General features: G+C 72.6%; 19 protein-coding genes and 1 pseudogene. 10 read left to right on the top strand and 10 right to left on the bottom strand.

Annotation, left to right across the window (positions count from 1 at the left end; genetic code table 11):
• Positions 1-723: 723 nt before the first annotated feature.
• Both ABT084_RS17655 and ABT084_RS17650 read left to right on the top strand, forming a co-directional pair.
• Positions 724-1,524 (top strand): alpha/beta fold hydrolase, encoded by an 801-nt coding sequence (locus ABT084_RS17655; RefSeq protein WP_351044295.1) that lies wholly within the window; start codon positions 724-726, stop codon positions 1,522-1,524.
• Positions 1,521-2,954 (top strand): DHA2 family efflux MFS transporter permease subunit, encoded by a 1,434-nt coding sequence (locus ABT084_RS17650; RefSeq protein ID WP_351044292.1) that lies wholly within the window; start codon positions 1,521-1,523, stop codon positions 2,952-2,954. The genes ABT084_RS17655 and ABT084_RS17650 overlap by 4 nt, the downstream gene beginning before the upstream one ends.
• A 78-nt stretch (positions 2,955-3,032) precedes the next feature.
• Here ABT084_RS17650 and ABT084_RS17645 read toward each other — a convergent pair whose 3' ends face one another.
• Positions 3,033-4,304, bottom strand: a complete 1,272-nt coding sequence (locus ABT084_RS17645; RefSeq protein ID WP_351044290.1) for an ATP-grasp domain-containing protein — start codon at positions 4,302-4,304, stop codon at positions 3,033-3,035.
• A 211-nt stretch (positions 4,305-4,515) separates the two neighbouring features.
• Here ABT084_RS17645 and ABT084_RS17640 point away from each other — a divergent pair, with 211 nt between their 5' ends.
• Positions 4,516-5,685: an AMP-binding protein gene (locus ABT084_RS17640; protein WP_351044287.1), complete on the top strand. Its 1,170-nt coding sequence runs from the start codon at positions 4,516-4,518 to the stop codon at positions 5,683-5,685.
• Between the two features lie 70 nt (positions 5,686-5,755).
• Here the strand turns inward: ABT084_RS17640 and ABT084_RS17635 are convergent, their stop codons facing one another.
• A complete protein-coding gene (locus ABT084_RS17635) occupies positions 5,756-6,214 on the bottom strand; it encodes a hypothetical protein (RefSeq protein ID WP_351044284.1) in 459 nt (152 codons plus the stop codon).
• 267 nt (positions 6,215-6,481) lie between these two features.
• On the opposite strand from ABT084_RS17635, the gene ABT084_RS17630 reads away from it, so the two are divergent.
• Together ABT084_RS17630 and ABT084_RS17625 are read left to right on the top strand one after the other, a co-directional pair.
• Entirely contained in the window at positions 6,482-7,153 is a 672-nt protein-coding gene (locus ABT084_RS17630) for an FkbM family methyltransferase (RefSeq protein WP_351044492.1), read from the top strand.
• A 16-nt stretch (positions 7,154-7,169) separates the two neighbouring features.
• Positions 7,170-8,324 (top strand): glycosyltransferase family 4 protein, encoded by a 1,155-nt coding sequence (locus ABT084_RS17625; RefSeq protein WP_351044282.1) that lies wholly within the window; start codon positions 7,170-7,172, stop codon positions 8,322-8,324.
• 82 nt (positions 8,325-8,406) lie between these two features.
• Here the strand turns inward: ABT084_RS17625 and ABT084_RS17620 are convergent, their stop codons facing one another.
• The 3 genes and pseudogenes from ABT084_RS17620 to ABT084_RS17610 all read right to left on the bottom strand — a co-directional run bounded on the left by ABT084_RS17620 (position 8,407) and on the right by ABT084_RS17610 (position 9,737).
• Positions 8,407-8,835 (bottom strand): cold-shock protein, encoded by a 429-nt coding sequence (locus ABT084_RS17620; RefSeq protein ID WP_351044278.1) that lies wholly within the window; start codon positions 8,833-8,835, stop codon positions 8,407-8,409.
• Positions 8,836-8,906: 71 nt separating this feature from the next.
• Positions 8,907-9,179, bottom strand: a pseudogene (locus ABT084_RS17615) (hypothetical protein); the annotation flags it as partial.
• 108 nt (positions 9,180-9,287) lie between these two features.
• Positions 9,288-9,737 carry an Lrp/AsnC family transcriptional regulator gene (locus ABT084_RS17610; RefSeq protein WP_351044275.1) on the bottom strand — a complete coding sequence of 150 codons (450 nt, stop codon included), beginning with the start codon at positions 9,735-9,737 and terminating at the stop codon, positions 9,288-9,290.
• Positions 9,738-9,864: 127 nt separating this feature from the next.
• Between ABT084_RS17610 and ABT084_RS17605 the strand changes: the two genes are divergently transcribed.
• The gene (locus tag ABT084_RS17605; RefSeq protein ID WP_351044272.1) at positions 9,865-10,866 is read left to right on the top strand and encodes an asparaginase; all 1,002 of its coding nucleotides are present in this window, start codon (positions 9,865-9,867) and stop codon (positions 10,864-10,866) included.
• 51 nt (positions 10,867-10,917) lie between these two features.
• Here the strand turns inward: ABT084_RS17605 and ABT084_RS17600 are convergent, their stop codons facing one another.
• From ABT084_RS17600 to ABT084_RS17580, 5 genes are all read right to left on the bottom strand, one after another.
• Entirely contained in the window at positions 10,918-11,547 is a 630-nt protein-coding gene (locus tag ABT084_RS17600) for a VOC family protein (RefSeq protein WP_351044270.1), read from the bottom strand.
• A 38-nt stretch (positions 11,548-11,585) separates the two neighbouring features.
• Entirely contained in the window at positions 11,586-12,572 is a 987-nt protein-coding gene (gene meaB / locus ABT084_RS17595) for a methylmalonyl Co-A mutase-associated GTPase MeaB (protein ID WP_351044268.1), read from the bottom strand.
• Between the two features lie 16 nt (positions 12,573-12,588).
• Entirely contained in the window at positions 12,589-14,787 is a 2,199-nt protein-coding gene (scpA, locus tag ABT084_RS17590) for a methylmalonyl-CoA mutase (RefSeq protein ID WP_351044266.1), read from the bottom strand.
• Positions 14,784-16,655 (bottom strand): methylmalonyl-CoA mutase family protein, encoded by a 1,872-nt coding sequence (locus tag ABT084_RS17585; RefSeq protein ID WP_351044263.1) that lies wholly within the window; start codon positions 16,653-16,655, stop codon positions 14,784-14,786. The genes scpA and ABT084_RS17585 overlap by 4 nt, the downstream gene beginning before the upstream one ends.
• A 78-nt stretch (positions 16,656-16,733) precedes the next feature.
• A complete protein-coding gene (locus tag ABT084_RS17580; protein ID WP_351044261.1) occupies positions 16,734-17,948 on the bottom strand; it encodes an ROK family protein in 1,215 nt (404 codons plus the stop codon).
• A gap of 1,376 nt (positions 17,949-19,324) precedes the next feature.
• On the opposite strand from ABT084_RS17580, the gene ABT084_RS17575 reads away from it, so the two are divergent.
• The 4 genes from ABT084_RS17575 to ABT084_RS17560 are packed head-to-tail and all read left to right on the top strand — an operon-like array spanning position 19,325 to position 22,810.
• On the top strand, positions 19,325-20,287 hold the full coding sequence (locus ABT084_RS17575) for a TauD/TfdA dioxygenase family protein (protein ID WP_351044259.1): 963 nt from the start codon (positions 19,325-19,327) through the stop codon (positions 20,285-20,287).
• Between the two features lie 55 nt (positions 20,288-20,342).
• Complete coding sequence (ssuE, locus tag ABT084_RS17570) at positions 20,343-20,921, top strand: NADPH-dependent FMN reductase (RefSeq protein ID WP_351044256.1); 579 nt, start codon at positions 20,343-20,345, stop codon at positions 20,919-20,921.
• Between the two features lie 33 nt (positions 20,922-20,954).
• A complete protein-coding gene (locus ABT084_RS17565) occupies positions 20,955-21,992 on the top strand; it encodes an ABC transporter substrate-binding protein (RefSeq protein WP_351044254.1) in 1,038 nt (345 codons plus the stop codon).
• Between the two features lie 5 nt (positions 21,993-21,997).
• Positions 21,998-22,810 carry an ABC transporter ATP-binding protein gene (locus ABT084_RS17560; RefSeq protein ID WP_351044252.1) on the top strand — a complete coding sequence of 271 codons (813 nt, stop codon included), beginning with the start codon at positions 21,998-22,000 and terminating at the stop codon, positions 22,808-22,810.
• The last annotated feature ends 262 nt before the right edge of the window (positions 22,811-23,072 follow it).

Raw genomic sequence — 23,072 nt, 5'->3', positions numbered from 1 at the left:
TACTCCACCCCTGTATGGCCACGGGGCGATCGGCCCGGTGACGCGTTGGTGATCATCGATTCCCGGACTGCTCCTAAGCCTTGGCAGGTTCCGACGCCTGGGACGTGGCGGTGGGGGATGACGGCCACATTCACTCCTTTGCGGTGGGGGAGACCGAGCCGGCCAGTGCGCGTGGAGATCATGATCGTGATCCTGGAGGCTCGCCCTTCATGCTGCAAGAGGGTGCCCGGGTGCCGTTGGTTGATCCCGGCCGATGTGATGTGCCCTGGCCTCGTTCGCGCGAGGAGGGCTGCAAATCCCTCCGAGGGGGCGGCGCTACCCTGTTGATGCCTCAACTAGCGCTGGTCAACGCCCAGTTGCAGCCGCGCGGCCGGAGCGCGTTTGCTCACGCGATGCGTCGTCTCCGGGGTGTCGACGCCCGGGGGAGTGCGGTGGCGGTCGGCCACGGCGCGTCCGGTGGGAGGCCGAAAACAGGCGGTGGGTCCGGATCTCGTGGTGCGGCGGGCGCCGTGGCCGCCGGGGGCCCGGGCCGCCCTGAATCCCCTGGCCCCGGCAATCGCGGTTCAGCGGCTGGTAATAACCCGGTCAATAATCCGTGCGGCGGAATCCATCCGATTCTCGATAAGAAAGTTTAATCATCGTCCGCAGGGTGATTTCACGGGCTGGCCGTATATTTTGAGCATCTCATCCGGGGGTCCGATTGGAGCTTTTACCATGCCCGAAGTGATTCATCATGTCCGCCGATCCGGTGCCGGCCCGACCGTGTTGTTCGTCCCCGGTCTGGGCATGACCGCGCAGTGCTTCGCGCACACCGCGGCCGCCCTCGGCCCGGACCACGACGTCGTCACCGTGGACCTGCGCGGGCACGGGGACAGCCCGGAACCCCCGCTCGGCTGGACCATCGAGGACGCCGCGACCGATCTGGCGCAGGTCGTCGAGCACCTCGACCTGCGCGACGTCACGCTCGTCGGATGGTCGCTCGGCGCGACCGTCACCTACAACTACGTGGAGCGGTACGGGACCGACCGGGTCTCCCGGCTGGTCTCCGTGGAGATGTCGCCGCACCTGCTGCGGGAGGAGGGCTGGGACCACGCGGCCTTCGGCGGTCTGGACGCGGCCGGCGCGCTGCAGGCGACCCAGCAGCAGTGGACCGATCCGGACGCGTACCTCACGGCCCTGATGGAGAACTGCTTCGCGGCCGGGATCGAGCCCGAACCCGACGTGCTGCGGCCGCTGTTGACCGCATCGCTCAAGACGTCACGGCTGGCCCTGCTCGCCCTGTGGGGCGGGGTCCTCAACCAGGACTGGCGCGAGCGGGTCGGCGCGCTGACACTGCCGACCCTGCTGGTGCACGGCGCGAAGAGCCGGATCTTTCCCACCGAGGTCGGGAAGTGGCTGCTGGGCGCCTTCCCCGATGCCCGGCTGGAGATGTTCGAGGAGAGCGGCCACGCTCCCTTCATCGAGGAGCCGGACCGGTTCGTCCGCGTGCTCCGCGACTTCGTGGACGGGACGGCGGGCGCGTGAGTCGCCTGCGCGGCAACCCGTGGGCCACGCTGGTGGTGTTGTCCCTGGGTTACTTCATGACGTTGCTGGATTCGACGATCGTCACCATCGCGATCCCCAGCATCATCGACTCGATGCACGCCACCTTGCCCGAGGTGTTGTGGGCGCTCAACAGCTACATCATCGCCATCACCGTGCTGTTGATCACCGCGGGCCGCCTGGGCGACCGGTACGGCCCGCGGCAGGTCTTCGTCGTGGGCGTCCTGCTCTTCACCGTCGCGAGCCTGCTCTGCGGGATCGCGACGGTTCCCGGCGTGCTGGTGGGTGCCCGCGTGCTCCAGGGCGTCGGCGCCGCTCTGCTCATGCCGCAGAGCCTGACCCTGATCGTCGCCTCCTTCCCGCGCGAGCGGCGCGGCACGGCGCTGGGGGTGTGGGGCGCGATCGGTGGCGTGGCCTCGGTGCTCGGCCCGTCCCTCGGCGGCCTGTTGATCGACGCGGCCGGCTGGCGGTGGATCTTCCTCGTCAACCTGCCGATCGGCGTGCTCGTCGTGGTGGGGGGCCTGATGATCGTCCCGGACCTGCGGACGGGCCGGCAGCACTCCCTGGACCTGCTCGGCGTCGGCCTCGTCTCGCTGGCCCTCGCCTGCTTCGCCTACGCCGTGACCAACGGCCCCGACCACCACTGGGGCCCGCTCGTCTGGGCGCTGCTGGTGGCGGCCGCGCTCCTCGGCGCGGGCTTCACCGTCCGCCAGCGCCGGCGCCAGGACCGTGATCCGCTGGTGCCCTTCGCCCTCCTGCGGATCCGCGGGTACACCATGACGCTCGGGATCGCCGCGGCGATCACCGGGGCCACCTTCGCCATCATGGTGGTGGCCGCGCTGTACTTCCAGGCGGTACTCGGCCTGAGCGCCTTCCGGGCCGGGCTGATCCTGGCGCCGGCGTCGGCGATGTCCGTCCTGGTCGCCCTCGTCGCGGGACGGCTGGCCGACCGGATGGAGGGCCGGTACATCCTGCTCACCGGCATGGTCGTCCAAGGCGTCGGCATCCTGTGGACCGCGCTGCTGATGACGGGATCGGTGCACTGGACGGCCTTCCTGGCCCCGATGGCGGTCGTCGGCATGGGCAACGGCTGCTCGATCGCGCCGAGGACGACGGTCGCCATGCGCGACGTCCCCCAGGAGTTGACGGGCGCGGCCTCCGGGATCCTGGAAACGACCCGGCAGTTGGGCGCGATGGTCTTCACCGCGGGCGTCGTGGCGCTCATGCAGGGGCTGCCGTCGGTGACGGGCGGCAGCGGTGCGGCGATGCGCGCGGCCCTGGCCCTGCCGGTCGCGGCGCTGGCTCTCGGCGCCGTCGCCTGCCTGGCGCTGCCGCGCGAGGCGGCCGAGGCGACGGAGGCGACGGAGGAGGCCGGGCCCGCCGTGCGGGCCCGGCCGGTGCCGTCGGACTGACGGGTCACGCCCGGTGCCGGGCGTGCGAAGAGGCCGGGGCGCGGTGGAAGCCACCACCGCGCCCCGGCCTCTTGGGTTCTAGGCGTCCTGGCTTCCGTAGCCGCTCTGTCCGGGGGTGTGGTCGAGGAGGAAGGTGATGTTCTCGTGGACGGCCGCGTGGTCGGTGGCCGAGAACAGGGCGTGGCCCGCTCGCCAGTACCGGATGCGCAGGCCTTCGTACGCGAAGACCTTCGGGGCCCGGCGCCGGTCGAGGTCGATCGAGGTGACGGCCTCCGGGTGCGGGAAGGCGTAGGACGGCCAGGCGAAGGGGGCGTCGGTCGGGCCGTTGAAGAAGCCCACGCCGTAGTGGTCGCCGGTCGGCCGGGGGCGGTCCGGGGCGCCCCCGCCCAGCATCGCGTCGAAGTAGGCCTCGTACGGGCGTATCTCGTACGCCGATTCGAGCAGCTCGACCACGCGGTCGCCGGCGTAGCGGGTGTGGATCTCGACCAGCTCGATCCGGTCGTCGAGCAGCTTGATCTCGGCGTGCATCGGCGAGGTGACGAAACCCAGCGCCGACACGACGGCCTGGAGGTACTCCTCGACCTGCGCGCTCCGCTCCTGGGTGTACCGGCTGGGCACCACGTGGCCGATTTCCTCGAAGTGCGGCATGCCGGTGTTGACCTTGTCGGTCAGGGCGAACAGCGTGAGCTTGCCGTCCACGACCAGCCCCTCGACGCTGATCTCGGGGCCCGGCACGAACTCCTCGATGATGACCTCGTGCGTGCGGTGGTCCCCGGAGAGATGGGCCACCCGGCTGTCCCGCTCCTCGTGGTCGGTCTCGGCCAGGTCGTACGGCTCGAAGACGCGCGCCAGCTCGGATCGGTCGGCGACGAACGTCACGCCGTGACTGCCGCTGAACGAGCGCGGCTTGACCACCACGGGCGGCTCCAGGCCGCCGAGCAGGTCCTCGGGCGACAGCAGTGAAGTGCGGTGGAAACCGACCTGGGTGAGCCCGTGTTCGCGCAGCACCTCGCGGGTCTCCGCCTTGTCCAGGACGCGGGCCTCGGCGGCGGACGGCGTGCCGGGGATGCCGAGGTGCTCGCGCACGGCCGCTGCCAGCTCCATGGAGAACTCGGTGATGGCGAGGACGGTCGCCGGCTCGATGTCGCGCACGCAGTCGGCGATGAGCAGCGGGTCGAGGGCCTTCACGGCCCGGGTCTGCACGGCGGTCTGTTCGCCGAGCTGAGCGAGGGACTCGGGGGTGTCGACGACGAGGAGGGACGCTCCGAGCGTGGCCGCGTCACGGACCGCATAGTCCAGTTCGAAGACGCTCCACGGGACTCCCACAAGCACGACAGTCTTAGAGTTCATCCCGTTATTTTCCCTGTACAACAGGGCTTCGACAACATCGCATGCGTGCAGTAATTGTTATCGGCCGATCAAAAATCATTATTGGACCGCCCGGTGACGGGCTGCATAGGATTTATTTGGCCTAGTGCCACACGGCGTGCGAATGATGCGACCGAATCGGCATCGTATTTCGCGCCCGACCGTGCCCCTTCACCGATGTGCCAGGAGAATCATGATCGGAACCATCGACCCGGAGACCCTGCTCGCCCACGCCCGGACGATCGCCTCGTCCGGCGGGAAGGCGGTCCCCGACGGTGCGAAAGAGCTTTCCGACCTGGAGATCTGTGGTCCCGCCGAGATAACGGCGATGACCAGGGCGGCGGCCGAACGCGACGGAAGCGTGCTCGTCTCCAGCGGCGGCACCACGGGCACCCCCAAACTGACGTACCTGCCCCACCACATGGCCTTCGACCGGCTCCTGCCGGTCTGGCGCCCGATGGGCGCCGGCGACGTCGTGCTCAACCTTTACGACGCGGGCCGCATGTGGGGCACGCACTATTTCATCCAGAAGCTCGCCGAGCGCACCGAATCCACGGTGATTCCCTCCGGACCGCTGACGCCCGAAGAGCTCGAACTCCGGCTGCCGATGCTCCGTGACGTCGGCGTCAGCGTGCTGGCCAGCGTTCCGTCCGTGCTCGCCGACTTCGCCGAGACCGTGCTCAAGACCGGCGTGAAGCCGCCGGTCAAGGCCATCATCTGGATGGGCGAGGCCTGGACGGAGGCCAAGCGGGAGCTGGTCCGACGGGCCTTCCCCGACGTGCAGTTGTGGGGCATCTACGGCTCGGTGGAGACCTGGGCGATGGGTTCCACCCGGCCGGGGTGCGACGAGACGACGCTCCATCTGATCGAAGACCAGATCTTCGAGTTGGAGGATGCGGGCGCCCTGCTGACCCGCGTCGGCGAGGGGTGGACCGTGCCCGTCGTCCGTTACCGCCTCGGCGACCGCATCGAGGCGGCGGAGTGCCGCTGCGGACGCGGCGACGCCTTCCGCGTCCTGGGCCGCGCCGATGACGGTTTCAGCCTCCTCGGCAACTACGTCAACATCGCGGACATCGTCGAATCCGCCCGGCAGTGCCCGGACGTCGTGGATGCCCAGCTCGTGCTGGTCCGGGACAACGACGCGGCGGACTCGGCGCGTTCGATGACCGTCGAATACACCGGTCCGGCCGCCCCCGAAGCCGTCAGGAGCTGGCTGGCGGGGATCCACGTACGGCTCGGCACCGTCGACAGCCAGCACCCCGAGGCGATCTCCGCCCGCCGGGTCGACCGCCTGCGCCGCATCACGAGGACGAACAAGACGCCGGACGCGGTGTGGCAGGACGCGCTGGGAAGCGGTTCCTAGGGCGGCACGGGACGGCGCGGCGCGGGACGGCGGCGCGGGACGGCGCGGCGCGGGACGGCGGCGCGGGCGGCTACGAGGTGCGCGCGCTGCGGGCCAGCCAGGGGGTGAGGGTCGTGCCCGCGATCAATTCCTTGTACGTCTCGTCGCCGGGCAGAGGGACGACGAGCCACTGGCCCGGCGGGAAGAACCGGCCCTTCGTGTGGGCGAGTCCGCCGTAGACGGAGCGCAGGAACGCCGGGACGGAGTCCCGGGGTACGTCATGGAACTCGACGTCGTCCACGGTGATCTTCGCGTCGCCCTCGGGGAACAGCCGGACGCTCACGGCCGGTGAGCCGGCCAGCTCGACGAACGCCTCGTGCGGCAGCGAGCCGTCGGGGTCGAGGGTCGCGAAGGCGCCGGCCGAGGTGCGGCGGGAGGTCTGGTCGGCGCCGATGTCGTCGGTGACGGTCATCGTCAGGCGCCGGTCGTCCGCGATCTCCCGTATCGCGGTGACGGCGGCTTCGGTGCTCGGCAGGCTGGTGTGTTCCATGACCACGATTCTTCCTCACGCGGACATGCCGCCCCCGGAGCGCGTCGCCGTGGCCGCGTCGTGGTCAGCCGTCACACAGCGGGTGGCGCATGGCATTAGGGTGACCATATGTCTGTCAACACGCCTTCTGCGAGCGGCACATCGACACCGCGGACGGCTCCCGCCGCAGCCGCCCGGGGCCACCGTACGCGCGCGGGCCTGCGCGTATCGGCGGTGGCGGGCGGGCTCCGCTGGGCCTCCTCGCGGTGGGGGTTCGTCGAGGGGGAGGTGGGTGGTTTGCGGGGGTTGGTGCGGCCCGGGTCCGTCTGTCTCGACATCGGGGCCGAATACGGGCTCTACACCTGGGCGCTGGCCGCGCTGAGCGGGCCGTCGGGGGCCGTGCACAGCGTCGAGCCGCTGCCCGGTCCGGCGAGCTGGCTGCGGACCACGGCCGCCGCCCTCGGCTGCGATCACGTCACCGTGCACCGCACCGCCCTCGGCGCGCGGGCGCAGGAGGGCACGATGAGCCTGCCCCGGCGCAGGCTGCTCCCGGTGCACGGGCGCGCGTACCTCACCGAGGGGGCCTCGGGGCCCGGCCCCAACACCGAGTTCGCCCGCTCGCGGCCGGTCGCCACGCCCGTACGGACCGTCGACGGGCTCTGCCGGCACATGGGCCTGGACCGGGTCGACTTCATCAAGGCCGATGTCGAGGGTGCCGAGGAGGCCGTCCTGTCCGGCGCCCGGCACACCCTGGAGCGGCACCGGCCCGCCCTGCTGCTGGAGATCGAGGACCGCCACCTGGCGAAGTACGACATGAGGGCGGCCCGGATCGTGGAGCGGCTGGCGGCCCTCGACTACACGATGCACCGCTGGGGCGACGGAGCGTGGATACGGGTGACAGAGGTCACGGACGAGTTCCGCAATTACCTCTTCACCGTGCGTCCGATCCCCTCCGGCTGAAGGATCCTGGTCTGTTATGGGCTCCACTCTCGTCATCACCAACGACTTCCCGCCGCGTCAGGGCGGGATCGAAACCTTCGTCCACGCCATGGCCACGCGGGTGCCGGACGACGACGTCGTCGTCTACACCTCGCACGAGCCGGGTGGCGCGGCGTACGACGCCACGCTGCCGTTCCCGGTCATCCGTGACACCAGCGCCATGCTGCTGCCGACCGGCCGGGTCACCAAGCGGGCCGTGGAGATAGCGCGCGCGCACGGCTGCGACCGGGTGTGGTTCGGCGCGGCGGCGCCCCTGGCCCTGATGGCACCCGCGCTGCGGGAGAACGGCGTACGGCGCATCGTCGCCACCACCCACGGCCACGAGATCTGGTGGGCGCGGCTGCCCGGCGCGCGGACCATGATGCGCCGGATCGGCAACGGCGTGGACGTCGTCACCTACCTCGGCGAGTACACGCGCGCCCGGATCGCCCCGGCGCTGGGCCCGCGCACCGAGTTGAGCCGCCTGGTGCCCGCCGTCGACGCGGACACCTACCGGCCCGACCCCGAAGCGGGCGCCGCGCTGCGGGCGGAGCTGGGGCTGCAGGGCAAGCGGATCATCCTCTGCGTGGCCCGGCTGGTCCCGCGCAAGGGGCAGGACAAGCTGATAGAGGCCATGCCGCTGATCCGGCGGCAGGTGCCCGACGCGGTGCTGCTGGTGGTCGGCCAGGGCCCGGACGAGGCCCGGCTGCGCAAGCTGGCCAAGCGCCACGGCGAGGACGCGGTCCGTTTCGTCGGCGGCAAGACGCACCGCGAGACCCCGCGGTACTACGCCGCGGCCGACGTCTTCGCGATGCCCTGCCGGACCCGCAAGGGCGGCCTGGAGGCCGAGGGGCTCGGCATCGTCTTCCTCGAGGCGGCCGCCAGCGGACTGCCCGTCGTCGTCGGTGACTCGGGCGGCGCCCCGGACACGGTGCTCGACGGGACCACCGGCAGCGTCGTGGACGGCAACCGGACCGAGGGGATAGCGGCGGAGCTGACGCGGCTGCTCCTGAACACCGGGCAGGCCGCCGAGATGGGCACCGCGGGCCGCCAGTGGGCACGCAGGTCCTGGTCCTGGGACGCGCAGGCACGCCACCTGACCCATCTGCTCGACCCCGAGCACGAGCCGGTGCCCGCGCCCCGGCAGGCGTAAGCCGTCTCTTTCGACCGAGCGCCGGACACGGGCGCGGGCCCCCTCCCGACGGGAAGGGGCCCGCGCTCGCGCGTGCGGTGCCTCAGCCTTCGATCCAGCCGTGGCTCTTCGCGACCTGGAGGAACTTCTCGCGGATCTGCAGGATCTGGGTCCCGGTGAGCGACGGCGCCGCCTCCAGCAGGACCTCGGTGACCTCGCGGATGTACTGAGCGGGGCTCAGCGCGTCGCACAGCGAGTCGTCGATGGGCCCGGCGGCGAAACCGGTGGCCGCCGCCGTCACGGGCGGCGTCACCGGAGTGCCGTCGGGGTTCTTCGCCAGCTCCACCGAGGACGCCTTCAGACCGCGGTCACCGTCCTCGATCTCGAACTCGACCTCCGTGCCGGAGCGGATGTACGACTCCGGGATCAACAGGTCGTTCACATGCAGGAAGACGTCCTCCCCACCGTGCTCGGGAGCGATGAACCCGTACCCCCGGGTACCGTCAAAACGGATCACGCGACCGGAAACCACACCAACCCCCAGACACCGCCGGACACCTTGTCCGGCACCACGGGGGAAAGACTAGTGCCGTGAAGGACGGCCTACGCGCGGCCCGTCGCCACCGGATGCAGCGCGGCGTACTCCAGGGGCGCCGACGGGTCGACCGAGACGTCCGGCGGGGCCGGTTCGGCGCCCGCGCGGACCAGCAGGTCGCCGACGGCCGCCCCGTCGGCCACGGGGAGCCGCTCGCCCCGGACGCGGTGCTGCTCGGCCCAGCGGGCGGCGGCCGTCTTCAGTCCGGAGAAGGAGAAGGCGTACGGGTCGTCACGCGGCCCGGTCAGCGGGGATTCGATCCCGCGGACCACCGGAGAGCCCACGCCCCACCCCTTCGCACCGACAGTGCGGCCGCTTATTGCGACCCATATGCAATAAGGCTACGCCAGGGGGTGCCGTTCCCCGCGCCGGACCCGCACGCCGGAACCTCAGACCGGCAGCCCCGTCGGCTCCTTGACGCGCTTCATGATGATCTGCGAGTTGACCTCGGTGATCCCGGTCAGCGCGGTCAGCTGCTCGATCCACAGCCGCTCGTACGCCCGCAGGTCCGCGACCGCGATCCGCAGCAGGCAGCCGGGGCTGCCGAACAGCCGGTACGCCTCGATCACGTCCGGAATGTCCTGGAGTGCCGCCTCGAAGGCCTCGACGGACTCGCGGTCGCGGCGCACCTCGACCGAGACCAGCACCTCGAAGCCGCGCCCGACGGCCTCCGGGTCGATCACCGCGCGGTAGCCCTGGATCACCCCGTCCTGTTCCAGCTGACGGACCCGGCGCATGCAGGGGGAGGGGGTCAGGCCCACCCGCTGGGCCAGCTCCTGGTTGCTGAGCCGGCCGTCCTTCTGTAGCTCGCGCAAGATTTCACGATCAATGGCGTCCATGACGCAATGATCCCCCCTCTGGTATTACATCTCGGCCTCAAGTGGCAATCCCATTGCGCGTAGATGTTCCTATCATTGCCGAATACGAATACGTGTACGGGGGCTATGTGGGGAAAGGCAGGCAGTCGTGGGACGGATCGTCGTCATCAGCACCGGCGGGACGATAGCGAGCCGCTGGCAGGGTTCCGGATTCGCGGCCGACGCCGACGGGCGCGAGGTCATGGCCACCGCGCCCCTGCCCGAGGGGATCACCGTCGAGATCGTCGACCTGTTCAGCGTGAACAGCCCCCGGCTCACCACCGCCCACCAGCTCACCCTGCTGCGCACCGTCCACGAGGTGCTCGCCGACCCCGAGGTGCGGGGCATCGTCGTCACGCACGGCACGGACACCCTCGAAGAGTCCGCCTTCCTCGTCGACCTGCACCACCACGACCCGCGCACGGTCGTCTTCACCGGCTCGCAGCTGCCCATGGGCGCCGAGGACGGCGACGGCCCCGGCAATCTCTACGACGCCCTGCTCACCGCCGCCACCACGCGCGGTCTCGGCGTACTGATCGCCTTCGCCGGGCGGGTCCACGCCGCGCGCGGGACCGTCAAGACCCAGACGCTGATCGCCGACGCCTTCGCGAACCCCTCGGGCGAGCAGCTCGGCAAGGTCGGCTTCGGCAAGGTCACCGTGCTGCGCCGGCCGCAGCGCCCCGAGCCGCTGGCGCTGCCCGCGATGCCGGAGCTGCCGCCCCGCGTGGACATGGTCATGCACCACGCCGACGCCGATCCGCTGCTGTTCGAGGCCTCCGTCGCGGCCGGCGCGGGGGGAGTGGTCCTCGTCGCCACCGGCGCGGGCAACGCCACCCCCGAGATCGTGGAAGCGGTCCGCGCCGCCACCGCGCGCGGGGTGCTGGTGGCGCTCACCACCCGGGTCGCGGCCGGTCCGGTCACCGAGATCTACACGCACGGCGGAGCCGTCGACCTGGTCGCCGCCGGAGCCGTGCTGACCGGCACCCTGCGCGCCGGCCAGGCCCGGATCGCGGTGCTCTCCGCCCTCCTGGCCAGCGAGGACCCGGCCGAGCGGGTGCGGATCCTGCACCGGACGCTGGGCGCCACCGGCTCGCTGCTCGCGGCGGCCTGACCCCGGATGCGCGCGCCGCTCGGCCCGGGGCGGCGGAAGGGCGAGCGGGGGTCAGCGCGTGACGTGGAACTCGTTCCCCGCGGGGTCGAGGAACTCGCCGGCCGGTCCGTCGGGGAACCCCGCGCGTTCCCCCTCGGGGGCCCCGTCGCGAGGGCCGACCTCCAGGCGCAGCCTGCTGCGCCCCGCCTTCGGCGCCGCGGGCGGCCCCATCACCAGGGCGACCGTGCTGGTGGGGCTCCGGCGCAGCCGGACGCCCCAGCTGTAGGACTCGACCGCCTGCCAGTCGGCGCGGGCCTGCCAGAAGGCCGTCTGTGCGGCGCGGTCCTCCGCGGAGACGTCGAGGCAGATCGCCACCAGGCCGCGGTCGCCGAGCACCCCGGGGTGACCGGGACGCAGCACGCAGAATTCGTTGCCCTCCGGATCGGCCAGCACGTCCCACGGGACGCCGCCCTGGCCGATGCCGGCCCGCGTCGCACCGAGTGCGAGCAGGCGCGCCACCTCCGCCTCCCAGTCCGGCCCCCCGGCCAGGTCCAGGTGGAGCCGGTTCTTGTGCGCCGGCCTCGGCTCCGCGGTCGCCGCGATCCGCAGCCGGAGGCCGCCCGTGCGGCCCCGCGTCGCCTCCCGCCAGAAGCGGTCCATGCGCTCGACGTCCCGCGCGTCGATCACGATCCCGGTCAGCATGGCGTTCCCCCTCGTGCATCATCGGCGGGTCCGGTCGCTCACGCCCGACCGAACGCCGCCAGGATCTGCTCCGCAGCCAGCGTGGCCGTCAACTCGCCGCCCCGGACCCGCTGTTCCAGACCGGGCGCGAGTTCCCGTACCGCCGGGTCCGCCCGCAGCCGTCCCAGCAGCTCGTCGCGGACCATCGTCCAGGTCCATTCCACCTGCTGCGCCGCCCGCTTGGCCGTGAGCCGGCCGTCCGCCTCCAGCACCTTGCGGTGCTGCTCCAGCCGGCCCCAGACCTCGTCCAGGCCCGCCGACTCGCGCGCGCTGCACGTCAGGACCGGCGGGGTCCAGGCCGCGTCCACCGGGTGCATCAGCCGCAGCGCGCCGGCCAGTTCCCGCGCGGCCGCCCGGGCGTCCCGCTCGTGCGGCCCGTCCGCCTTGTTCACGGCGAGGACGTCCGCCAGCTCCAGGACGCCCTTCTTGATGCCCTGGAGCTGGTCGCCCGTACGCGCCAGCGACAGCAGCAGGAACGAGTCGACCATCCCGGCGACCGTGGTCTCGGACTGGCCGACGCCGACGGTCTCCACGAGCACCACGTCGTAGCCCGCGGCCTCCATGACGATCATGGACTCGCGGGTCGCCTTCGCGACCCCGCCCAGGGTGCCCGCCGAGGGAGACGGCCGTACGAAGGCCGCCGGATCCACGGCCAGGCGCTCCATCCGGGTCTTGTCGCCCAGGATCGACCCGCCGGTGCGGGTCGAGGACGGGTCCACCGCCAGCACCGCCACCCGGTGCCCGAGCCCGGTCAGCATGGTGCCGAAGGCGTCGATGAAGGTGGACTTGCCCACGCCCGGCACACCGCTGATCCCGATCCGGCGCGCGGCGCCCGCGTGCGGCAGCAGCTCCGTCAGGAGCCGCTGCGCCAGCACGCGGTGATCGGCTCGGGTGGACTCGACGAGGGTGATGGCGCGGGCGATGTACGCGCGCTTCCCGTCGAGCACGCCCTTGGCGTAGGCGTCGATGTCGATCTTCGGGGGCATCGGCCGGCCGCCCCGCCTACAGCTCGTGACCGAGTTCGGCGGCCAGCCGCATCACCAGGTCGTGCGCCGCGTCCGGAATGACCGTGCCGGGCAGGAACACCGCCGCGGCGCCCATCTCCAGCAGTGTCGGCACGTCCGCCGGCGGGATCACCCCGCCCACCACGATCACGATGTCCTCACGGCCCTCCTCCGCCAGCCGCTCGCGCAGCGCCGGTACGAGGGTCAGGTGACCGGCGGCCAGCGAGGACACGCCCACCACGTGGACGTCCGCCTCGACGGCCTGGCGGGCCACCTCCTCGGGCGTCTGGAACAGCGGGCCGACGTCCACATCGAAGCCCAGGTCGGCGAAGCCGGTCGCGATCACCTTCTGGCCGCGGTCGTGCCCGTCCTGGCCCATCTTGGCCACCAGGATGCGCGGGCGACGGCCCTCCGCCTCCTCGAACCGGTCCACCAGCGCGCGGGTGCGCTCGACCGACGGGGACTCTCCCGCTTCGCTCCGGTACACACCCGAGATGGTACGGATCTGGCTCGCGTGCCGCCCGTACACCTTCTCCAGGGCGTCCGAGATCTCGCCCACGGTGGCCTTCGCGCGGGCCGCGTCCACCGCCAGCTTGAGGAGGTTCCCGTCCAGCCCGGTGCCCGCACCGCGCTCGGCGGCGTTCGTCAGCGCCCGCAGACAGTCCTGCGTCACCGCTTCGTCACGCTCCTCGCGCAGCCGCCGCAGCTTGGCGATCTGCTGGGCGCGCACCGAGGAGTTGTCCACCTTGAGCACGTCGATCTGCTCGTCGGTCTCCACCCGGTACTTGTTCACCCCGATCACCGGCTGCCGCCCGGAGTCGATCCGCGCCTGCGTGCGGGCCGCGGCCTCCTCCACGCGCAGCTTCGGGATGCCCGCGTCGATGGCCTGCGCCATGCCGCCGGCCGCCTCGACCTCCTGGATGTGCTGCCACGCCCGGCGGGCCAGGTCGTAGGTCAGCTTCTCGACGTACGCGCTGCCGCCCCACGGGTCGATCACCCGGCAGGTCCCCGACTCCTGCTGGAGCAGCAGCTGGGTGTTGCGCGCGATCCGCGCCGAGAAGTCGGTCGGCAGCGCCAGCGCCTCGTCGAGCGCGTTGGTGTGCAGCGACTGGGTGTGACCCTGGGTCGCGGCCATCGCCTCGACGCAGGTGCGCGTCACGTTGTTGAAGACGTCCTGCGCCGTCAGGGACCAGCCCGAGGTCTGCGAATGGGTGCGCAGCGAGAGGGACTTGGCGTTCTTCGGGTCGAACTGCTTGACCAGGCGCGCCCACAGCAGCCGCGCGGCCCGCAGCTTGGCGACCTCCATGAAGAAGTTCATGCCGATCGCCCAGAAGAAGGACAGGCGCGGTGCGAAGGCGTCCACGTCCATCCCGGCGCCCAGCCCGGCCCGCAGGTACTCCACGCCGTCGGCCAGCGTGTACGCCAGCTCCAGGTCGGCGGTGGCCCCGGCCTCCTGGATGTGATACCCGGAGATCGAGATCGAGTTGTACCGCGGCATCTTCTGCGAGGTGAAGGAGAAGATGTCGGAGATGATCCGCATCGACGGCTTCGGCGGATAGATGTAGGTGTTGCGGACCATGAACTCTTTGAGGATGTCGTTCTGGATGGTCCCCGCGAGCTTGTCGGGGGACACCCCCTGCTCCTCCGCCGCCACGATGTACAGCGCCAGCACGGGCAGCACCGCGCCGTTCATCGTCATCGACACCGACATCTTGTCCAGCGGGATCCCGTCGAACAGCTGGCGCATGTCGTAGATCGAGTCGATCGCCACGCCCGCCATGCCGACGTCGCCCGTCACCCGGGGGTGGTCGCTGTCGTAGCCGCGGTGCGTCGGCAGGTCGAAGGCGACCGACAGGCCCTTCTGGCCCGACGCCAGGTTGCGCCGGTAGAAGGCGTTCGACTCCTCGGCCGTCGAGAAGCCCGCGTACTGCCGGATCGTCCAGGGCTGGTTGACGTACATCGTCGGGTACGGGCCGCGCAGGTACGGGGCCACGCCCGGGTACGTCCCCAGGAAGTCCAGGCCCTCCAGGTCCCGCCCGGTGTACAGCTGCTTGACGCCGATGCCCTCCGGCGTCTCCCACAGCAGGTCGTCCGTGGCGGAGCCGGTGGACTCCTTCACCGCCGCCCGCCACTGCTCCTCGGACCCGGCGGGAGCGGGCCCGCCGAGCGCCAGCTCGGAGAAATCGGGGATGCTCACGAGGTCACTCCCATCCGGTCGAGTACGGAGGACAGCACGGCGACCGCGTCGCAGCCGGCGAAGACGTACTCGTCCACGGCACCCTCGCAGGTGCCCGGGCGGCCCGCGAGGAACACGGTCGTGGCACCGGCGGCGCGCAGCGCGGCCGCCACCGCCCCGGCCCGCTCCTCGTACAGCGCGTCACTGGAGCAGAGCACGGCCATGCCGTCGGCTCCGCTCGCCGCGTAGGCGGCGGCCGCCGTGTCGGCGTCCACGGACACCGGGTCGTGCACCGCCTCGACGCCGCCCGCCTGGAACAGGTTGGAGGCGAAGGTGGCACGGGCGGTGTGCGCCGCGGCGGGACCCAGCGCCGCGAGGAACACCCGCGGCCGGGAGCCGGTCGCGGCCAGGTGGGCGTCGGAGCGGGCGCGCAGCGCCTCGAAGGCCTCGTCGCGGCGGACCCGCGGCAGCCCGCCCGAGGGCGCGGCGGGCGCGCTCTCGCGGACCACCGGCTTCTCGGAGAGCATCGGGAACTCGCTGACGCCGGTGATCGGTTCGCGGCGCTTGGCCAGCTTCCTGGAGCGTTCGGCCCAGGTGGCGGCGAGGAGCTCGCCGACCAGACCGGAGCGCAGCGCGGCGGGCAGGCCGCCCGCCTTCTCCACGCGCTGGAAGAACTCCCATGCGGCGTGGGCGAGTTCGTCGGTGAGCTGCTCCACGTACCAGGAGCCGCCGGCCGGGTCGATCACCCGGGCCAGGTGCGACTCCTCCATCAGGATGGTCGAGGTGTTGCGGGCGATCCGGCGCGCGAAGGCGTCCGGCAGCCCGAGGTCGTGGTCGAAGGGCAGCACGGTGACCGCGTCCGCCCCGCCCACGCCCGCGGCCATGCAGGCCACGGTGGTGCGGAGCATGTTCACCCACGGGTCGCGCCGGGTCATCATCACCGGTGAGGTCACCGCGTGCTGGCGCTGGGCGCCCGCCTCGGGTACCCCGCTGGCCTCGGCGATACGGGCCCACAGGCGCCGGGCCGCGCGCAGCTTGGCGATGGTGAGGAACTGGTCGGCGCTGGCGGCGTAGCGGAACTCCAGCTGCCCGAAGGCCGCTTCGGTGCCGATGCCCGCCCCGGTGAGCGCGCGCAGGTACGCCACGCCGGTGGCCAGGGAGAGACCCAGCTCCTGCGCCGCCGAGCCACCCGCCTCGTGGTAGGGGAGGGCGTCCACGGTCAGGGCGCGCAGTCCGGGCCAGCCAGCCGCGGTCTCCCGGGCCAGCTCCACCGCCCCGGACAGGTCCAGGGGCTCGCCGGTACGGGCCTCGTGGCCCAGCGGGTCGGCGCCGAGGCTGCCGCGCGCGGCCTCGGGGGCCACCTCGCGCTCCGCGTAGAGCCGCAGCAACTCCCGCGCCGCCGGGGCGAATTCGGCTCCGGCGTCCAGGGTGACCGGGGCGAGGTCCAGGTAGACCCCGTCCAGCGCGCGGGCCAGGCCCTCGACCGGGACGCCGCCCCGGCCGACGGTCAGCCACAGCGAGGTGACCCCGTTCTCCAGGTCGGCGAGCACGGCCTCGTTCAGGAGCGCCGGATCGGTGTGCGTGAGCCGCTGGCGCACGTCCCAGCCGGCGGCGGTCCCCTCGGCCCGGCCGCCGCGCAGGAACGGAGGGAATCCGGGCAGGCCGATGGCATCGGCGTCCGCGGAGCCCCCGGAAGCGGGCGCGGTGTAGAGCGGGCGCGTACTGAGCCCGTCCTCGAGCGTGGTGGACAACGCGTTCTCAGCTGCCTCGCCGGAAGCTTCCTTGCCCGACTTGCGCAGCACGCCCTCTACCAGGCGCTGCCACTGCTCATGCGTCGCGTCAGGGAACTCGGCGGCCAGGGAAAGCCCGTCATCAGGCAGGACCGTCATGGCTCGAATGCTAGGGGCGCCGCTAAAGCGAAGCCATAACCCCCATATGTGATCTCGCACTCCCGGAGCGTGGCAGGTTCAGGACAGACCGGCGGGATCCCGGAACAACGGACCGAGCAGCACGGTCGCCGCCGCCTGCGGGAGTACGGCGGGCCCCGCGTGCGGGGCGACGATCCTCCCCGGGCCCGCCGCACCCGGGGACAGCTCGGCCGCCGCCGAGCGGATGTCATCCAGATAGCCCTCGTGCAGGACGCTCGACAGCTCGGTGATCACCATCACGGCCGGGTTGAACACGTCGAGGAGCAGCGCGGCCGCCCGCCCGACGGCCCGGGCCCGCTCGCGCAGCAGGGCGTCCGCGCGGGGGTCGCCGGTGGCGGCCGCGTCGACGAGCAGCGCCACGGAGGGGTCCGGCACGATCCCCCGGCGCACCGCCTCCGCGCCGAGCGCCGTGTCGGAGGCGGTGGCCTGCAGGCAGCCGGTACGTCCGCACGCGCACGGCACGGCCGAGCCGGGCACCGGCAGGTGCGCCACGTCCCCGGCGGCCGCCCCGGGGCCCTGGTGGACGGCGCCCTCGATCCCGAAGGCGGCGTCCACCACGTTGCCGATGAAGAGGTGCACCAGGCTGCGCCGGGCCTCGGGGTGGCCGAAGAGGATCTCCGCGTGGCCGACGGCGCGCGCGTGGTTGTCCACCCGGACCGGCAGCCCCAGGGCCTGCGTCAGGGAGGCGGCCAGCGGTACGTCGTGCCAGCCCAGCGCCGTGTGCCGGACGACGGTGCCGGGGTCGGGGCGGATCCACCCGCCCAGGGCGGCGCCCACGCCGAGCAGGGGCCGGTCGCCGCCGAACTCGGCCAGGAAACGGGCCAGTTCGGTGGCGATGCGGCCGGTCAGGCGGTCCGGGGGGAGGCCCTGCTCGTGGGGGAGGGTGCGCCGGGCCAGGACCTGCCCGCGCAGATCGACGAGCCCGAGGAGGCAGGCCCGTACCCCGATGTGCAGGGCTCCGGCCAGCGGGCCGCCGACGGCCCCGGTGTGCAGGTCCAGCGGGATCCGGGGCCGCCCGGCCGCCGTCCCCGGGCCGGCCGGGGGAGCGGGGACCTCGCGCAGCAGGCCGCGCCGCAGCAGGAGGGTGGTCTGCCGGGACACGGCGGCCGGGCTCAGGCCGCACCGGCCGGAGACGGCGCTGCGGGCGATGGGGCCGTGGTCGAGCACGGTCCGCAGCACGGCGGCGGCGTTGGCGGCCGCCCGCCCGTCTCCCGCCGACCGCTGCGCGGGCGTCCCGACGGCCTCGACTGTCACACGCTCTCCCAGGGGTCCGGTCCTCCCCCCGATCATCCCCCAGCCCCAACGCCAACCCGCACCCTCCCACCCGGGCCAGCCCCATCCAGCCCCGGGCGGGGCCCGCGCCATCCCGCCCGGGCCGGCCAATCCGTCCTCGGGCGGGCCCGCGCCCGGCCGGGCCGGCCAATCCGTCCCGAGGCTGGATGGGGCCGCGCCATCCCGCCCCACTGGGGCGCCGGGGCGTCGTGCCGCCGGCCCCATCCAGCCTCGGGCGGGGCCCGCGCCATCCCGCCCGGGCCGGCCAATCCGTCCTCGGGCGGGGGCCGCGCCATCCCGGCCGGGCCGGCCAATCCGTCCTCGGGCGGGGGCCGCGCCATCCCGGCCAATCCAGCCTCGGGCGGGCCCGCGCCCGGCCGGGCCGGCCAATCCAGCCTCGCCGGCGTTTGAGGCGCCCCCGGAGGGCAGTGCGAGCCGCACCCGAAAACGCACGTACCGGCCCGGCGGCCATTTCCCTCCGGGGGCGCCTCAAACGCCGGCGAGGCTGAGTGTGGCTGGCGTTGGCCTTTGGGGGACGGCCTGAGCGTCGGCGGGGCCGGGCTGGGCTGACGCGGCCCTCCGGGGGCGCCTCAAACGCCGGCGGGGCTGAGTTTGGTCGGCGTGGGCCTTCGGGGACGGCTTAAGCGTTAGCGGGGCTGGGCTGGCGCGGCCCGGTGGGGGCGCCTCAAACGTCGGCGGGGCTGAGTTTGGCAGGCGTGGGCCTTCGGGGGCGCCCCATACGTCTGGCGGGGCTGAGTTTGGCCGGCGTGGGCCTTCGGGGGGCGGCTCAAGCGCCGAGGGGGCCGGCGTGGCTCGCCGGGGGCGACTCGTACGCCGGCAGAGAGGGTCGTGGGGCGAGGGCGTGGCGGCCGCATTGCGGGGGCGTGAAATCCGGCGGGGGCGATCATGCGCCACATGGGCCCGCCCGACCGGCCTGCTCGTCGGCATCACCGCAGGTGAGCGGTGGTGCACCGGCCACCACCCCAGGGCCCCGGTGGCCGGTTTCAGTCGCAGCCCCGGGGGGTTGACCGGCGCCGGGCCCGCTGACAGGCTCCGAGCCATGACCGCGACTGCTCGATCCGCCTCGCGGCTCCACACCCCCGGTGCGTGTACCGCTCCGGGCGGCTGTCCGGGCCGCTGTCCGGCCCCCTCCCGGGCCTGACCGACCCGCCCGCGCCCCGCGTGCCGTACCGCGCAGCGCCCCTCCCCTGAGCCCCGCTCAAAACCCCGGCCGCCCCGGCACCCCGCACCGCAGCACCGCCGCACCCTCGCACCCTCGAAGCCCCGCATCACCCCGGCGACCCCGCCCACCCCCATTTCTTCCTCTGCGGAAGAAATCTGCCCCCAGGAGATCCAGAATGACCACCGTCACCAAGGTCGGCGGCCGCATCGGCGCCGAGATCGGCTCCGTCCGCCTCGGCGGCGACCTCGCCCCCGAGACCGTCGCCCGGATCCGCGCCGCGCTCCTCGCTCACAAGGTCGTCTTCTTCCGCGGCCAGGACCACCTCGACGAGGCCTCCCACGAGGCCTTCGCGCAGCTCCTCGGCACCCCCGTCGCGCACCCCACCGTGCCTTCCGCGGACGGCCGTTACGCCCTCGGCATCGACTCCCACCACGGCGCCCGTGCCAACCAATGGCACACCGACGTCACCTTCGTCCCCGCCTACCCCGCCTTCTCCATCCTGCGGGCCGTCACCATCCCGCCCTACGGCGGCGACACCCTGTGGGCCAACACCGCCGCCGCCTACAGCGGCCTCCCGGAGCCGCTGCGCGCCCTTGCCGACAGCCTGCGCGCCGTGCACTCCAACGAGTACGACTACGCCGCCCTGCGCCCCGACGCCCTGCCCGAGGCCCTCGCCCAGTACCGCGAGGTGTTCACCTCCACCTCGTTCCTCACCGAGCACCCGGTGGTCCGCGTCCACCCCGAGACCGACGAACGCGCCCTGCTCCTCGGCAACTTCGTCCAGCGCCTCACCGGCCTCACCGGCCGCGACTCCCGGGCCCTCCTCGACCTCTTCCAGGCGCACATCGAGCGCCCCGAGAACACCGTCCGCTGGCAGTGGCGCACCGGTGACGTCGCCATCTGGGACAACCGCGCCACCCAGCACTACGGCGTCGACGACTCCGACGACCACGAGCGCACCCTGCGCCGGGTCACCGTCGACGGCGACGTCCCGGTCGGCCCCGACGGCCGCCCCTCCCGCCTGATCAGCCCGGACAGCGTCCCCGCCCCCTCCTTCGGCATCCCCTCCGGAGCCTCGGGCGCCACCGCCCCAGCCACCGCCCCCGTACCCGCACTCGCCGCCCAGCCCGCCGCCTGACCCCACGCCCACGCCCACGCCCGCCCCCACCCCGCACGACGCCCAAGGAGCCCTCGTGGCCAGCATCCTCGCCCTCACCGGCAGTCCTTCCCCGCATTCCCGCACCGCCGTCGTCGCCGAGCACGTCCTGCGCCGCCTGTCCCACTCCGGCTTCGCGACCACGCACCTGGCCGTCCGCGAACTCCCCGCCGCCGACCTGCTGGCCGCCCGCAGCGGGCAGCCGGAGCTGCGCCGGGCCCTGGCCGCCGTGGCCGAGGCGGACGGGCTGGTCATCGCGACCCCGGTCTACAAGGCCTCGTACACCGGCCTGCTCAAAGCCTTCCTCGACCTGCTCCCGCAGGACGGCCTGGCCGGCAAGACCGTCCTGCCGCTCGCCACCGGCGGCAGCCTCGCCCACGTCCTGACCATCGACTACGCCCTGCGCCCGGTGCTCAGCGCGCTCGGCGCCCGCCACGTCACCACCGGCCGCTTCGTCCTGGACTCCTCCATCGAGCGCGGCGCCGGACCCGACCGGCTGCGCCCCGAGGCCGAGCTGGACCTCTACCAGGCCGTCGACGAGTTCGCCGAGGCCCTGCGCGCCCGCTCCGCGCCCCGCGCCGACTCCACCCTGACCACCGCCACCACCGCCCCGTAACCGCCCGCCCCACCGCCCCGAGAAGGACCAGCCATGCCCGCGACACCCACCCGGACCACCACCTCCCGGCGTCAGTTCCTCGCCCTGCTCGGCATCTCGGCGGCCGCGGTGAGCTGCGGCACGGCCACGGCCTCCGGCGGCAGCGGCGGCGCGCAGCTCAAGAAGCTCAAGTACCAGGGCGCGGTCGGCGCGGTCACGCTGCCCGAACTCGCCGCGGACCTCGGCTACCTCGGCGACGTCACCCTCGACTGGGTCGGCAACACCATCAGCGGACCGCAGGACATCCAGTCCGCAGCCACCGGCCAGACCCACTTCGGCGGCGCGTTCAACGGCGCCGTCGTCAAACTCGCGGCGAGCAAGGCCCCGATCAAGGCCGTCGTCTCCTACTACGGCTCCGACCAGTACACCTACGGCGGCTACTACGTACTGGAGGACAGCCCGATCCGCTCCGCCCGCGACCTGATCGGCAAGAAGGTCGGCATGAACACCCTGGGCGCCCACTACCAGGCCCTCCTGGACATCTACCTCAGCCGCAACGGCCTCTCCAAGGCGGAGGCGGCCAAGGTGGAGCCGTTGGTGATACCGCCCGTCAACACCGAACAGGCGCTGCGGCAGAAGCAGATCGAGGTCGCGGTGCTCAGCGGGGTCTTGCGCGACAAGGCGCTGGCAACCGGTGGCATCCGCCCCCTGTTCAGCGACTTCGAACTGCTCGGGGCGTTCAGCGCCGGCACCTACGTGATGACCCAGCGCTTCATCAAGGAGAACCCGGACACCGTCCGTACGTTCACCACCGGTGTCGCCAAGGCCATCGAGTGGGCCCGCGCCACCCCGCGCGAGGAGGTGATCGCCCGGATGACCGCGATCGTCAAGAAGCGCGGCCGCAACGAGGACACCTCCACCCTCCAGTACTGGCACTCGTACGGGGTGGCCGAGGAGGGCGGCCGGATCGAGGACAAGGAGTTCCAGATCTGGCTCGACTGGCTGGGGGAGCGCGGAGACATCAAGAAGGGGCAGCTCAAGGCCGCCGACCTCTACAGCAACGAGTTCAACGGCTACCGGAAGGGGGCCTGAGCGCCATGACGAAGATCGTCTTCGATTCGGTCACCAAGACCTTCCCGTCCGCCTCCCGGGGCGACTTCACCGCACTGGACGGCATCGACCTCTCCATCGAGGCGGGGGAGTTCCTCGTCGTCGTGGGCCCCAGCGGCTGCGGCAAGTCCACCCTCCTCGACCTGCTCGGCGGCCTGACCCGGCCGAGCGGCGGCCGGATCCTGCTCGACGGCGAGCCGGTCACCGGCCCGGGCCTGGACCGGGGCATCGTCTTCCAGCAGTACGCGCTGCTGCCGTGGCGCACCGCGCTCGGCAACATCGAGTTCGGGCTGGAGGCGACCGGGGTCCCGCGCCGCCAACGCACCGCGCAGGCGCGGGAGTTCCTCGACCTGGTCGGACTCACCGGATTCGGCGACCGGCACCCGCACGAGCTGTCCGGCGGCATGCGCCAGCGCGTCGCGATCGCCCGCGCGCTGGCCTACGACCCCGATGTGCTGCTGATGGACGAACCCTTCGCGGCGCTCGACGCCCAGACCCGCGAATCCCTCCAGGACGAACTCCGGCGGATCTGGCAGAGCACCGGCAAGACCGTCGTCTTCATCACGCACAGCATCGAGGAGGCGGTGTACCTCGGCCAGCGCGTCGCGGTCATCACCTCCCGCCCCGGCCGGGTCAAGGAGATCGTCCCGGTCTCCTTCGGGGGCCGCGCGAGCGGTCTCCTGGGCGAAGACCTGCGCTCCAGCCCCGAATTCGCCCGCTACCGCCACGAGATCTGGACCCTGCTCCACGACGAGGTGGCCCGTGCCCAGCAACTGGAGAAGGAGCAGGCCGCCGCATGAGCACCGAGACCCGACCCCCCGAAACGGCTACCACCCCCCGGCGCCAGCCCAACCCAGCCCCGCCGAGCACCCAGCCCCAGCCAAACCCAGCCCCGCCGAGCACCCAGGCCCAGCCAAATTCAGCCCCGCCGAACCCCCAGGCCCAGCCAAACCCAGCCCGGCCGGACACCCAGGCCCAGCCAAATTCAGCCCCATGTCCCGGCCGGAGACCTCGGCCAGGACCGAGAGCAGGTCGTCGAGCGTGGTGTTCCCGTACGCGTTC

The sequence above is a fragment of the Streptomyces sp. NPDC002138 genome (genome assembly GCF_040296485.1).
In the GTDB taxonomy this organism is placed as follows: domain Bacteria; phylum Actinomycetota; class Actinomycetes; order Streptomycetales; family Streptomycetaceae; genus Streptomyces.
The sequence above is the reverse complement of the archived record's forward strand: the minus strand, read 5'-3'. Positions and strand labels throughout refer to the sequence as shown.